General features: G+C 58.5%; 11 protein-coding genes and 1 pseudogene. 6 read left to right on the forward strand and 6 right to left on the reverse strand.

Annotated features, from left to right (window positions below; translation table 11 throughout):
* Window positions 1-22 precede the first annotated feature (22 nt).
* Window positions 23-793: a hypothetical protein gene (locus AC3RCC_RS23425; protein ID WP_492256759.1), complete on the forward strand. Its 771-nt coding sequence runs from the start codon at window positions 23-25 to the stop codon at window positions 791-793.
* Between the two features lie 48 nt (window positions 794-841).
* Here AC3RCC_RS23425 and AC3RCC_RS23430 read toward each other — a convergent pair whose 3' ends face one another.
* From AC3RCC_RS23430 to AC3RCC_RS23440, 3 genes are all read right to left on the reverse strand, one after another.
* On the reverse strand, window positions 842-1,930 hold the full coding sequence (locus AC3RCC_RS23430; RefSeq protein WP_492256760.1) for a helix-turn-helix transcriptional regulator: 1,089 nt from the start codon (window positions 1,928-1,930) through the stop codon (window positions 842-844).
* A gap of 795 nt (window positions 1,931-2,725) precedes the next feature.
* Entirely contained in the window at window positions 2,726-3,406 is a 681-nt protein-coding gene (locus AC3RCC_RS23435; protein WP_492256761.1) for a hypothetical protein, read from the reverse strand.
* Window positions 3,388-4,125, reverse strand: a complete 738-nt coding sequence (locus tag AC3RCC_RS23440) for an iron-containing redox enzyme family protein (protein ID WP_492256762.1) — start codon at window positions 4,123-4,125, stop codon at window positions 3,388-3,390. The genes AC3RCC_RS23435 and AC3RCC_RS23440 overlap by 19 nt, the downstream gene beginning before the upstream one ends.
* A 167-nt stretch (window positions 4,126-4,292) precedes the next feature.
* Between AC3RCC_RS23440 and AC3RCC_RS23445 the strand changes: the two genes are divergently transcribed.
* Window positions 4,293-4,607 (forward strand): hypothetical protein, encoded by a 315-nt coding sequence (locus AC3RCC_RS23445; RefSeq protein WP_492256763.1) that lies wholly within the window; start codon window positions 4,293-4,295, stop codon window positions 4,605-4,607.
* A gap of 1,013 nt (window positions 4,608-5,620) precedes the next feature.
* Here the strand turns inward: AC3RCC_RS23445 and AC3RCC_RS23450 are convergent.
* On the reverse strand, window positions 5,621-6,013 hold the full coding sequence (locus AC3RCC_RS23450) for a Rap1a/Tai family immunity protein (RefSeq protein WP_492256764.1): 393 nt from the start codon (window positions 6,011-6,013) through the stop codon (window positions 5,621-5,623).
* Window positions 6,014-6,191: 178 nt separating this feature from the next.
* On the opposite strand from AC3RCC_RS23450, the pseudogene AC3RCC_RS23455 reads away from it, so the two are divergent.
* From AC3RCC_RS23455 to AC3RCC_RS23470, 4 genes and pseudogenes are all read left to right on the forward strand, one after another.
* Window positions 6,192-6,350 (forward strand): annotated as a pseudogene (locus AC3RCC_RS23455) (transposase); the annotation flags it as partial.
* A 93-nt stretch (window positions 6,351-6,443) separates the two neighbouring features.
* Complete coding sequence (locus AC3RCC_RS23460) at window positions 6,444-7,316, forward strand: caspase family protein (RefSeq protein ID WP_492256765.1); 873 nt, start codon at window positions 6,444-6,446, stop codon at window positions 7,314-7,316.
* Window positions 7,268-8,122 (forward strand): peptidoglycan-binding domain-containing protein, encoded by an 855-nt coding sequence (locus AC3RCC_RS23465; RefSeq protein WP_492256766.1) that lies wholly within the window; start codon window positions 7,268-7,270, stop codon window positions 8,120-8,122. Before AC3RCC_RS23460 ends, AC3RCC_RS23465 begins: the two co-directional genes overlap by 49 nt.
* A 931-nt stretch (window positions 8,123-9,053) precedes the next feature.
* On the forward strand, window positions 9,054-9,671 hold the full coding sequence (locus AC3RCC_RS23470; RefSeq protein ID WP_492256767.1) for a cyclic nucleotide-binding domain-containing protein: 618 nt from the start codon (window positions 9,054-9,056) through the stop codon (window positions 9,669-9,671).
* 537 nt (window positions 9,672-10,208) lie between these two features.
* Here AC3RCC_RS23470 and AC3RCC_RS23475 read toward each other — a convergent pair.
* Complete coding sequence (locus AC3RCC_RS23475; protein ID WP_492256768.1) at window positions 10,209-11,480, reverse strand: cation:proton antiporter; 1,272 nt, start codon at window positions 11,478-11,480, stop codon at window positions 10,209-10,211.
* Window positions 11,481-11,696: 216 nt separating this feature from the next.
* Window positions 11,697-12,515, reverse strand: coding sequence for a transglutaminase-like domain-containing protein (locus AC3RCC_RS23480; RefSeq protein ID WP_492256769.1), 819 nt, complete (start codon window positions 12,513-12,515; stop codon window positions 11,697-11,699).
* Between the last annotated feature and the right edge of the window lie 542 nt (window positions 12,516-13,057).

Below are 13,057 nucleotides of genomic sequence, written 5' to 3' on the forward strand. Positions count from 1 at the left end.
CGAAGACCACGGAGCTAGAGTAATGCGCGCAGTCCTTGGGGCGCTGATGGTGCTTGTCGGCATGTTTGCAGCGCAAGTTGCTCTCGCCCAGACCGGCAGCGGAGAAGGTGGCTTTTTCGGTTTCAACCTTGGTGAAACGCGGAGCAGCATCGAAGCCAGGCACCGTCTTATGCCGCATAAGGAGTCAAGTTACAGAAATTCCTTCTTTGTTGATGAAAATATGGGCGATAAGATCCCAAACCTGAGGAATTTATACTATAAGCATTACCTTTATTTTTCGAATGATGACAAATTGATTAGAGTTCTTGTTCAGATATTCGACGAAAGAGACGGAGTTAAACTAAAATCGAGCGTAATAGATGGGCTTTACAACATTATCCGTAATACAATATCGAAAAAACATAAGGAAACTGCTCGGCGAGACACTCCATTTTCAAAAGACCATTTGATTTCAGAATTTCGGAAACTCGATCAAACCACCTTGCACGATGCGGCAGAGGAATTGTGCAAAAAGAAAAACAGACCAGGAAGCTTGGAAATTACCGGCGCCCTATACATCCTCCTCACGGATAGAGCCAGCCATGATGAATGGATGAACTTATTCAGGTATTGCTCCAAGCCAGTAGAATGGACACGGTATAATGCGGGTACCCATGAAATAGAGGTTGCCCTTCGAGCGACCGAGCCCGCTCGCGGACTCCTCTCGGTTGAAGCGTGTGCGCTAAACAGCGACGTCAATGGGTGCAAGGATTACGCTCGGCAATATGGGCGACCCAAAACGGACCCATTTTAGGAAGCGACAGGCTGATTTCCGGGCGCCCAGACCTGAACCGGGACCCCATCATTCTGAAAGCGGTGCCAGCCTGCGAACGAAATCCACCTGCGAACGGCACCCCGTTTTCGCCAACACGTTCTTGATCTGACTACGGACGGTCTCGCGACTAACGCTACGCGAGACCGCGATCTCATCAGCCGTCTGTCCCGAGAGCATTCCATTCGCGACGGCAGCCTCCGTTCGGGTGAGATCATAGAGTTCGCAGAGAAGCGAGCTCTCGATCCGGAGGTTCCGATCCGAGGTGGTGACGACGAGCATCGCCTGCGCCCGCGAGAAGATGTCCAATGCCTGCCGCCGGATCGGCAATACGTGGATGATGAACGGAGGGTTGTTGTCCTTCCGAGGCACAGCGATCGACCGTGTGTCTCCCAACCGATCCTGAGCCAGCTCTCCAAGCGCCTTCGACAGGAGATCATTCGCGCGATCGTCATCGAGTGCGATCTTGTCCCGCGCGCGGATGATAACCTGCCCGAACAGCGTCTCAAATCTCGAATTGGTCGCCGAAACGCCCCCCTTGGCATCTATCAGAGCGGCTGGAGATCCGGACCGCTCAAAGGAAGCCAGACTGGCCTGCGCACGCTGCATTTGGAGCTTCGAAGCCAGAACTGCGGCTCTGGCCAGGTGGGGGCGAATTCCGTCCAGTACCTCCACCTCACGCCGAGAAACGGGGCCCAGATCGAGCTTGCGCTCCAGCGTGAACACGATATTCTCACCGGACGATGCCCGGACGTGGGTGGCGGTCCCCCAGCCATAGCCCTCCGGTCGAAGGAAGTCCGTGTACATCGGAGCCGTTTCCAGATCTTCATCAGAAAAAATGTCGTGGTCGGTAATGAATCCATTGCCGCCATGCGCTAGCAGGCCCGCCATGCGGGCATTCCGGTTCATCCAGCCCTGCTCCATGAAGCGCTCGAAAACCGGACCAAATTCCTTGCAAGTGACCCAGTTGGTGCCGAGATCGGAATGGGCGAACAAGAGTCCGCCAGTACATCCGGCGATTTGGGCCAGCCGCGCGATCGCAGCAGGCCATACCTCGGGCACGGCGGCGGACTCGTAAAGCATCGCCACTGCATCGCCGAACTCATTCGCATCCAGCATTCAAGACCGCCCCAAGCCGCTATTCGCTGATGCTTTAACTACGTCAATTCGTCAACCGGACGCCGAACGCGGCGATCCGCCCACTCACTCCTCTTCGAAAAAGCACCCGTTCTCACCCCCTGGGGTGATGAGGGAAATGCGCCAGATCCTAGATAGTGATCCTCCGGCGTGATTTTTGGAGACTGAGATGAAACCTGTCAAAATGGTAGCTGTTGCCGCCACTATTGCCGCATCCATGATACTGTCCTCTAGCTTGCAAGCCTTGACTCCTTTTCAATGTGTCACGAAGCGCGGAAATAGGTTGGTCAATACCTGCAATGCAGACTTGATGGTCTGGTATCGACAGTGCCATGGGGTCGTCGGTCTCCAATATCTCGATGCCGGGGAATCTGAGTATAATGGGTCGACAAATTGCGGACCGATTATACTCAAAGTTTGCGTCCGAGAAGATAACCTCAGCGGCAGGTGCTCAAGCTACAGAGAATGACCGTTCGATGGGCTGATCTCAACATCCACCGCCGGCCACGCCCACTCGCCGTCGTTACCTCGCACCCAGCCGATCCAGACGCCTGGGTGCTCTGAGGCAGGCAGCCACTCCCGCTGATCGCCTTCGGGACGGGCCGCGCCGACGCCGGCTGCACTCCGCGCTCGGTTATCTCAGCCCGCAGCAGTTCGAGGATCAACACGCCCGGCTCACGGTCAAATCCGCAGCCTGATCCTGTCTACCCGCGGGGGCGCACTCCACTCAACGGGAGTTGTTGGCGCTAATCGTCCAACTAGGAACGGGCAGGCCGACTAGTCTATCCGGATTTCGTGCAAACAATGTGCGAGTGGCGATTTTATCGAAGTGAGATACTTCGAGTCGTACATATCAAGCATCAGAACGGCCTGGGGGCCTGCAATGCCGTCGTCGATAGTCTTACCAGTTCTCCGGTAGCCGAACCGTTCGAAGAGAGGCACACGATGCTCGTGCGTCGACAAGACTGACAGCTTTGCTCCCGATATCACACCGATCTGGTAGGCTCGGCGAAACAAGATGACTGTCTTGGCCAGATCGAGGGTGTCAGTCACGAACCTGCTGCAAACGATCGGATTGGTGTCGCCGATGAGGTCCCCGATCCCACTCTTGAGTACATTCAAATAGTCGGCCTCCCCAATGTCGTGCCACCAAGACATCCGCAGGGCGAAGGAAATCCCTCGGCTGGCCGTCATGAACAGATTGAGGGATTGGTCATCGATAGGATCAATCAGGCAATCGCCATTGGCGGTTTGGTACGGCTGCCCTTGATCCACGACATATCTTCGGTGGCGCAGCCGACCGATGGTCTCGAGTTCGGGCGGGCCGGCGACCTTGACCGCCGAGGGGCCGATCAATCTCTCGTCGACCCGCCATTTCGAGGACGCGCAGCATCGAGTTCGAGCAGGTTCGAATCCGTTGGTCTGCACAGCCTGCATACCTAAACGATACGCGGCCATTTCTGTTCGCTCCGCAGTAGAGCCTCTTCCCAAACAGGCAGCGGCCAGACCGAGTGGAAATAGTCGAAGCACCGCTGCATCGCCGCGACTGAACTAGGGTGTCGTGTGACGACATCGAGAATCTGATGCTTCAAGAAGGTGGCGTGCTTCGCATCTTCGGTCGCATGCTCGATGACGAAGCGCAGTCCATCCCTCGGAAGGTCCCTGTCGGAGATGATCGGTAACGCGGCCTGTGTGGCGAGTGCAGTCAGTTGTTCGTACAGGTACTCTGCTCCCAGGTACCCGAGCGCCTCCTCGTGCTGCGCAATTCGCCACCAAACCGCAGCTACGGCGAACGACGTTGGCGATTCCGCATCCTCGACGGCTGACCCGAGCTTTCCGAGGTCGTCGCGAGCCCATAGTCCGTGCTCGGCTTCCTCCGCCTTGTGCGCCGCCAACACCTGCATCAACTTGACTTCGGCCTTCGGAAGTCGACCGATCATATGAAAGGCAGCCTCAGTCGTATGGGGCTGGTACCAGCAGACCGCACGATACATCTCGGCCACGAAGGAAAGGATATGTTCCTTCGGTGTGTTGGGGTCGTTGATAAGACGCCATCCGCGCCAGTTTTGGACTTCGTCGAAAACAGCCCGAACACGACTGTCGAGGTTTTCGAAGGCGTCCACCGCCTCCTGCGAATATTGGCGGTTCGATCTCTGAAAATGATAAGCGGCAGTCATTGTTCTCTCCGTTTCCGGCGCGATCGAAACCAACGCTCCGATTACCGTCAGATCATTTCCGCACGCATCACCCCACAGGGTGACAATTGATGAATTTGTTACGGTGTCGCATCAGCGACAGGCGACTTGGAGCCTTTTTTTAATGCTGGATGCGAATGAGTTCGGCGATGCTCTACGAGGCCGCCGCGGGGCCGGAGGTATGGGCTACGGCGATCGCGCGGCTGGCGCAGATTGCCGGCTGCACCGGAGGGCTCCTCTTCGCTCACCCCAGCCGAGGCACCAACTGGGTGGCTTGCAAAGAATTCTCGCCAGTCTTCCAGCGCTTCATGGAGCAGGGCTGGATGAACCGGAATGACCGCATGGCGGGCTTGCTGGCGCATGGCGGCGTCGGGTTCGTTACCGACCATGATCTCTTTACCGACGAGGAATTGGAGCGCGTTCCGCTTTATACGGATTTCATGCGCCCCGAAGGCTATGGCTAGGGAACGGCGACGTATGACTGGTTCCGCCTGGAACAGGAGGTTCAGCGACATCCGTGTCGCTGCATGGGACGTTGGCGCGCCGCAGGGCGTCGCCGCCAAGGCCGCCAGGGAAGGACATCGTGTTCCGGGGAAGCTCACGGGATGGCCGTCGAAGCGCGGGACGGGGCCGCGCTCACTGGCTCCGGATCGCTGATCGCGATCCGGATTCGGTGAGAGATCGTTCCATCCGGTCCCGACTTGTGCCCGTACGGCTTCGCATTATGGCATCGCAGTGTCAGGCATCGCTTCCGATGACTTAATCCTGAGAGCTGTTTAGTCCCCCGGTTGCTTCGTAAAGCACTCCTTTGGTCGATCTGCGGGAGCATTTCGATCGCACTCAATACCTCTCGACGCTTGGCCGCCGCCATTGATATTGCCGAGACCGTAATAGCGGGCGGCATAGTTGGGGGCGGGGGCATGCACGGTTGGCCTTACCGCGGCTTGATGGTTGTAAATCGTTGGTGCCGGCTGGCTTGAAGGGCCATCGATATAGATCGACGTCGATGGAGCATCGTCGCTGTCAATTTCAGCTACGGCTTGCAGAAACGATCCGATTGCATGAGCTTCCTGAGCTGTCATGTTACAGCCTGACGCAAAAATAGAAAGACCTGCTGCTGCACAGAAAGGCAATATCCGATAATGTGTTCTTATCATGCGAATCCCCAATCTCTCATTTGCCTCTATACGATAGAATTTATCATTCGCAGGCTTCGTTCTGGTCTCTGTGGTATCGAATAGCCTTGCTTCTGCATTGGCTATCCATGCTTCTCCGGCAATGTTCCAGCGCTCTGGATAGCTTGTATTCCACCTTGCGCCTGCAATTGTCCGTATAGGTCGGCCCTTGGTATCCGTCAGTCCCTCGATGCCTGTAGGCTGGTTGCGACCGTGTTTCGGACGCCATGGAAACCAATAAAACTGCTACAGCCGCAGGGATTACGAACGTCGACGGAGAAATTTTCATTTAGCCTCACCTTTCAGTTTTTATTCGCGACGCCGCAGGGATACTCGACCGCCACAGCCTGAACGACGACCGATGCCGCACTGGATTGATCCAAATTCATGGCTTCGCGATAACGGTCGACGAACTTCATGAGCGTGACTATGTGATCACGTGTCGACTTGCCGGAGGGGATGCATGCGAAGTCGCTACTGATCGTTGCAACGATGCCTTCCACGACGCCGTAGCAGAAGCCCGAGCCGAATACGGTGTCGTAGGTGATCGGGCCAACCGGCTCCGGCTGCATCATGCCGATGTAGGCCCGGCAGTCGTCAACGAAACCCCGGGTCGCCCAGGGACGGTCTTCGGAGGATGCCTTCACGGGCAGAAGCGCGCCGATAAAAGTCGCAATCAGTGCTGCCGTCCTCATTCGCCTGATCGTGTCTCAGAATTCGCCGCCGTCCTTCAATCTGCCTCGTGCTTGAATGGCTGCCATCACCCTGCGGGGTGATGGCCTTCTAGATGTAACGCAGACTTTCTGAAGCGGCCCCCGAATTCCCCGGACATGTCTCACCCTTGAAATAAGGGTTGGGAGTAATGTTGTGGCCATGACTGGTTCTTATCCGAAGGTTGAGGTTCTGACCGGCCCCGAGCGGCGTCGCCGGTGGTCTGTTTCGGAGAAGCTGGAGATGGTGGCGCAGACGCACGAGGCGGGCGTCACGGTCAGCCTTGTCGCCCGTCGGTGCGGGGTGTCGGAGAACGATCTCGTGGCTAGCACCTTCTTGGGGCACTTCTGGCGCTTTCCAGCCGTCTGACTTTGCAGCAAACAGTGACTTGGTGATCACTATGGGGCGGGCGCGATGGACTTGATGCAGCATGCTACGACCAATCGCTGGTCGCGGCGGATCGCTTACGTCGCCGCCATTGCTATAGCCTTGGTGCTGGCCGTCATGATGGCACCTGCCTCGGCGCAGCAACCGGGAGGTAAGCGCCTCGCCCTGGTGATTGGTAACGCCGCCTACAAGCACGTGTCAGCACTCCGCAATCCGGCGAGCGATGCAGCGGCTATTGCGGCGAAGCTGCGGTCGCTTGGGTATGAAGTTCAGTATGCTGCTGACCTCGATCGCCGCGGGATGAATGACGCGATAGCGACGTTCCTCGCTCGGATCGAGCCGGGCATGGAGACACTGGTCTACTATTCCGGGCATGGCGTGGAGCTGAATGGCTCGAACTATTTGCTCCCGGTCGACATTCCGGCCCTCTCCCCGGACCAGGACCGCATGCTCAGGACGGAGGGGATCCATCTCACCGAGCTGCTGCTCGACATCGAGGGACGCTCGGCGCGCGTCACATTGGTGATCCTAGATGCATGTCGCGACAATCCGTTCCGTGTCGCGAGCGCGCAGGGCACCAAATCGCTGGGATCGACGCGAGGCCTCGGCCGGGTCGATCCCCCGAGAGGTACGTTTGTCATCTTCGCCGCGGGTGTGGGCGAGCAGGCTCTCGACAACCTCGGCGCCGCGGACACGAACCCGAACGGCCTGTTCACGCGCAGGCTTCTTCAGCTTCTTGACGAAGACGGGCTTGAAATACGCCCGATGGTCCAGAGGCTGCGGGTTGACGTCAGGCAAGCTGCCCTGTCTGGCAAGGGCACAACCAGACCCCGAGCTACTACGATCAGCTTTTGGGAGAGTTCTATTTTCATCCGCCTTCTGGTGTGCGTGAGCAGGTAAGGCAGAGCACCTGCGAGGATCTCATCAACGCGAATGCGGCGGCGGCGGACATCATCGGACGGGATATTGGGGCTGGTCTGCAAGCCTGTGCGAAGGCCGTCGCAGATTTTCCGGACCAGCCGCTGTTCTCGCGCCTGTTGCAGGCCGCGCAAGAGCAGCAATCTTTCCAAAGAGCCCTCACTTCACGTGATGCGGCGCCGTCCCACTTCTATCTTGGTTCCCATCCCAATGGGCGCTTTGCTGATGCGGTGAGAACCCATCTCGCTAGGCTGGATCCAAATGCCTACCAGCGACCGCCAGTTCCCGTGCCGACTCCCGCCCCGGCCCCTCCTTCCGCTGAGGGGCTCGCAAAGCTTCTGCAAGGCGAACTCAAGCGGGTGGGGTGCTATGCCGGCCGAGTTGATGGTGACTGGAACAGATCGTCCGAAAACGCAGTTCGGTCGTTCAATCGACACGCGCGGACCAGGCTCGAAGGCAAGTACGCCAGCTTGGACGCGCTTGAGAGTGTTCGTGGAAAAACGCAGGCAGTCTGTCCAATCGGCTGCGGCACTGGGCAGAAGTGGAACGGGAAATCCTGCGTCGCGGTGAAAGCAGAAAAGCCAAAGCAAAATCAAACGGCGCAGAAGCCAGCCTCAGGTGGATCATCGGCCTGCAACCCCAGCATGGATGTTCAAGTTATAGCTAGAACAATTATGGTCGAAGGTGACAATAGATTCGCACAAATAACCGTTTGTCGATATGGCGTGATATCTTGGCAAAATGTTATTAGAATCAACTTGAAAACTAATGAAGCGGAAGGCCTCTGATAACCGCTAAATTGTTGAGGTGCTCTCTTCTGGCGGCTTGGGCAATGGGATAGAGGAACGGGCCGGTGCCCGTTCTTTCCGACGAAGAGGACGCAGTAGAGGCTGCCGCAGTGAATGCCCCGGAATGCTGACAACCACCTCGTGAGTTGGTGTCGGGGGAGGTGGTGCCGGTCGTTCTGAACGTCCAGTTCGTTGACATGGCCAGCGACAGCACGTACACATTGGTGGTACACAACACCAATGGCAGCGCCCAAAAATTCCTTATATTTCAATTGTATTGCGGGAGCATAGGGGAGTTCAATCCTCTCTCGCAGCACCAGCCATTCTCCGGGTAACCGGTAATTTTCCAGTGACGACGAATAAGCGCGCAGTTGGCGTGGCTTGTCGCTTATCGCACCCGCAGAAAGTCCCTACGAATGAGCGTCGAGCGGCTCAGCGTGCGGCCATCAGGGCCATTGTCTCTGAAGGCCGATTCTGGATTTTCCGAATGGCTTAGCGGTTAAGTCATAGAGACGAGTTCGCTCTGTGCTGAGACGAGTTCACGCGTACGCAATGCCGGCTCCTGGCCCTTTGCGGACTCTGATGATTTCTGCTTTCGGGCGTCGCGTTAAGCCTCCAACAATTGGCGAGATCGCGTTGTTGGCGCCCGCGCCCGTCATGGGGGAGGCTTCCAGGCTACGCGAGTCATGTGCACTGGAAGCGGGCATGTCTTTACATGGTCTCGCGTAGCGGCTCGAGAGCTGATGGTCGCAGGAGTATGTTGTGGCCGACCGAGCCATTCGGCATGGTCTATTCTGTTTGCGCTCGGCCGCTTGTGGTCGCAAACAGATGAGATGGCCTGCCGCCTTGGCTTCTGCTCCGTGCCAGCCTTTTGGTCGATGTGCTGGAGCGCGAAAGCTGCCGTCGTTCGGTCCAAATCCAGGGGGCTCCGATGAGCGATGCCTCTCATCGCGCCGTCAGTATTCTGAGTGCGAATCCGTTCTTTGCGGGATTCGAAGGTGACGCGCTCGAGAAGATCGCGGCAGTCTGCAGGCAACGGCATCTGGCCGCGCGGGAGGTCCTGTTTCTCAAGGGCGCTCCGGGTGACGGGCTTTATGCCATTCGACGGGGGCTGATCCGTATCGGGACAGTGGATGATCTCGGCCAGCAGATGACGATCAACCTCCTGGGCGGCGGCGATGTATTCGGTGAAATCACCTTGCTCGACGGCCAATCCCGCACTGCTGATGCCGTCCGCATTCGCCGTCAGGAACAGCGAGCTCGAATCCATGAGCTCAGAAAAGATGGCGACATCGCCTGGCTTGACGCCGAGGCTTTCAAAGCCCTTGACAATCGCCAGCGCCGAGGCTCCTCGGAAGCTGTTATTGTAGACGTTGAGCGCACGGGTGAAATCGAGCGTGTCATATACTTTGCGAGCCGTTTCGGCGGTCGGTGCACCGTCCTTGAACTCCAGTGTGCCGATGCGCGTCTGTGCCGTATCGGGCGCGCCAAGAGATCGAACAGTCTCTTTTGGAACCTGCGCGACGGCAGCGACAGTGGGCAGCGCTAGGGCCCCGACCACAGTGGCGCCGGCCAGTTTCAGGTAGAATTTCATGGTTCTTCATCCTCTGTCGTAGTTCGGGATGCGCGGTGCCTCACCCAGCCCATGGATCAGTATGGCCGGGGATAATTATTACGTTGGTTGATGCTAGGCAGTTGCCGTAACTCGACGCCCACCTCATTGGCATAGCCGGATATCCATCCCGTCGCCGCCCGGCCCACAGCAGCGCCGGGCGACAGCGCTTCCGACTAGCCATCTCGTATCGGCTAACGGAGGCAAGTCTTGCCATCTCACGCCAAACCCCTTCGGCTCGGTGTGAGCCGGCATCCGGACTTATGTTGCGCCAGCTGCCGTGATGCCCGTAGCTTTCGGCTGCATTCGCCGTCATCCGTTTCTGCGGCGAAGCATGCGGCCCCGCGGCATCGGCCTGCCGCCGGAGCAGAGTTCGTGCCTGCTTGGTCGACCGAAGCGTCGTCCTAATCCAGATTGCACGATACGCTGGCCGCAGCGCATAACCAGGAGGTGTTGGCAGCCCTACGCCAACGCTTACTCGGCATCCGGATCCCGACCATGGCGTCGGTCGAGCAGTCGCATAAATGGCGTGACGGTCACGCCGTGCATTACGACTGACATGAGGATGATGAGCCCGACAAGCGCCCAGAGCCGATCGCTGTGCTCGACCTCCCCGATCCGGTTCAGGCCGTAGGCGAGATAGTAAATCGAGCCAACCCCGCGGATCCCGAAGAAGGCGAGCGTAGCCTTCTCGGTCCTAGTCGCTTTGTGGCCCAGCAGCCCGATCAGGCCCGTCACCGGGCGAACGACGAGGAGGATGACTAGCGCGGTCGCAACCTCGCTCCATCCAAGTGGAGCCAGCAATCCGCTAATCAAGGCGCCGCCCAGCAGCAGTAGGAGCCCCATCATCGCCATGCGTTCGACCTGCTCCGTCAACTCGTGCATAGCGAGCTGAAAATTGTGGCCCCTGTCGGCGTGGCGGAAGGTCAACGCGGTGACAAAGACGGCGAGAAAGCCGTAACAATGGATTAGCTCGGTCAGCCCGTACGAAACGAACGTCGCAGAGATCGCAATGAGCCCGTCGCCAGTTCGTGCGAACTTCGTCTTGGCAGGAGCATGGAAGGTCAACCAGCCGAACGCTCGCCCAACAGCATAGCCAGCCGCGACACCGGCGCCGATCTCCCAGAATACGTTGTAGGTGAGCCATTCTGACAGCCACGGCTTTCCCGTCGAGGCCGCAAACGAGAGCGCAATGGCGAGATGAACAAAAGGGAAGGCGAAGCCGTCGTTCAGGCCGGCCTCTGAGGTTAATCCGAAGCGCACCTCGTCCTCTTCACTGGAGCTCGGCGGCCCCACCTGAACGTCAGCGGCCAGAACGGGATCGGTCGGTGCGAGGACTGCTCCGAGCAACAGCGCCAGCGGCCATGACAGGTGGAGCCACCAACCTGCGACGAGCGCGATAGCCGCGATGCTCAACGGCATGGTGATGGCGAGCAGCCGCCAGGTTACCGTCCATGTCCTAAAGTCGAAAACCCGGTTTAGCTTCAAGCCGGCACCCATCAGCGCAATGATGACCACCATCTCAGAGAGCCGCTCGGTGATCTTGGGGTAGCGCATGGGAAGCGGGTCGAGAGTGATCCAAGGAAGCGAAAAGATCGCTGCTCCCAAGACAAGACAGACGATCGGTAAAGACAATGGCAGCCGCCGCAGGGCCAAGGGCAGCCAGACGACCAGGGCGATGAGAAACCCCGCTCCAGTTAAAAGGAGAATATAGGGATCGGGAGCGGAACCGGGCGCGAGCTGCATCTTACTCAACCAGTGGCTAGTCGGATCGATCCCGCCCGCAGCGAAGATTCAGGCATGAGCAGGACCTAGGCGGCGGCGCGCTCATCCCCGCTACATGCTTGCCGTGCCCAATCGGCCGCCGACAGCACTATTCGCTGAGCTCTGTTTGGGTCTGCTTGCGGCCGGCAGCTCAATGCCCGGAGGTGTCGCCTCCAAGACAGCTCTGATTGCGGCCGTCTACGTCGCCCCCTCCACCACCTCGTCGGCCCAGACCTTGAACCCTGTCAGCGTGTTCGGTCCGAATGTGGTGGCAATAGCGACATCGGCCGCGTCACGTCCACGCGCGATTAGCACGCGGCCAATGCGCGGCACGTTGTTGCGCGGATCGAACATCTGCCAGCCGCCTTCGAGATAGGCCTCGAAGGACGCCGCGAAATCGCCGGGCGGATAAGGCGGCGGCGTACCGACATCGCCGAGATAGCAGGTGCAGTAGCGCGCCGGGATATTCATCGCCCGGCAGAACGCGATGGCGAGATGGGCGTAATCCCGGCAGACGCCGCGGCCTTCACGATATGCGTCGGTCGCCGTGCGGGTAACGCTGGCATCGTTGTAATTGAAGGCGACGCGCTGGTTGACGAAATCGCAGATCGCCTGGACCCGCGCCGCACCGGGCCGGGTTTTGCCGAAGAGCTGCCAGGCGAGATCGAGCAGGCGATCACTGTCGCAGAACCTACTCGCCAGCAGGAACACGAGACTTTCCTCCGGCAACTGTTCAACGGGAACTTGGCCGGCATTGAGGTCATGGCTTTCGGGCAGGCCGCTATCGGAGATGATTGCGTCTGCGGTGATCCGCATCAGCCCCTGTGGTGCCAGCAGGCGAGTGCACCAGTTGCCGAAGCTGTCCCGGTAGGCACTGATGGGGACCGAAGGCTGGATGCGGATATGATCAGGTTCGGCAAGGTCCGATACCCGGCTGAAATGCACGTTCAGCATCAGGATGACGGGTGTCGGTTGCGGAAAATCGTAGTCGAGCTCGTAGCCGATTCTGAGTTTCACACGATGCTTTCTGCGCGATCATTGCGCGCGATCGTTGGTGGCCCGTTGACCAAGCAGGCCATCATGCATGTTCTCGGCTACGGCGATATAGGCTGCGCTTGATCTTAGATGAGGGGCCGCTTCAACCACGTCTGCTTTCAGGCAGCCTCGCAATGCCCGCTTCTGGCGCATCTCGCCCACGAGCGGCGGGCGTTTGTGGCCCTTTCCTGACGTTCGGAGCGTCCGGTTTAGGGCAGTTCATTTTGGCGATTGGCAGTGAGCCGGAGTTGGCGTTGGCCGCTGTGGCGGACGTCGACTTCCGCGAATTTTCAGTGAAGCACCGCTCAACGGGCAACACCGGCTCTTTGCGTTTGATGGAGGTGCCCCGCTCTCAGGCTGGCAAGAGGCCCATTCAGGGCGCTTTTCAATGCAGCTGCTATATCTTCTCGTTTGGGTTCGATTGAACCAAGCAAGAATATTCAGTCTAGATGAGAGGGCGATAGCAACTTCGGCTGCGGTACTGTCACGCGATTAGCGCGGGACCAATTCGCTGATCGTTCCAT

Source organism: Allobosea sp. GW823-FHT01F03, from assembly GCF_058798075.1.

Excerpts from the sequence above, each read along its gene's own strand:
- AC3RCC_RS23425 (WP_492256759.1), top strand. The coding sequence starts at position 23 with ATGCGCGCAGTCCTTGGGGCGCTGATGGTGCTTGTCGGCATGTTTGCA.
- AC3RCC_RS23430 (WP_492256760.1), bottom strand. The coding sequence starts at position 1,930 with ATGCTGGATGCGAATGAGTTCGGCGATGCAGTGGCGATGCTTTACGAG.
- AC3RCC_RS23435 (WP_492256761.1), bottom strand. The coding sequence starts at position 3,406 with ATGGCCGCGTATCGTTTAGGTATGCAGGCTGTGCAGACCAACGGATTC.
- AC3RCC_RS23440 (WP_492256762.1), bottom strand. The coding sequence starts at position 4,125 with ATGACTGCCGCTTATCATTTTCAGAGATCGAACCGCCAATATTCGCAG.
- AC3RCC_RS23445 (WP_492256763.1), top strand. The coding sequence starts at position 4,293 with ATGCTCTACGAGGCCGCCGCGGGGCCGGAGGTATGGGCTACGGCGATC.
- AC3RCC_RS23450 (WP_492256764.1), bottom strand. The coding sequence starts at position 6,013 with ATGAGGACGGCAGCACTGATTGCGACTTTTATCGGCGCGCTTCTGCCC.
- AC3RCC_RS23460 (WP_492256765.1), top strand. The coding sequence starts at position 6,444 with ATGGACTTGATGCAGCATGCTACGACCAATCGCTGGTCGCGGCGGATC.
- AC3RCC_RS23470 (WP_492256767.1), top strand. The coding sequence starts at position 9,054 with ATGAGCGATGCCTCTCATCGCGCCGTCAGTATTCTGAGTGCGAATCCG.
- AC3RCC_RS23475 (WP_492256768.1), bottom strand. The coding sequence starts at position 11,480 with ATGCAGCTCGCGCCCGGTTCCGCTCCCGATCCCTATATTCTCCTTTTA.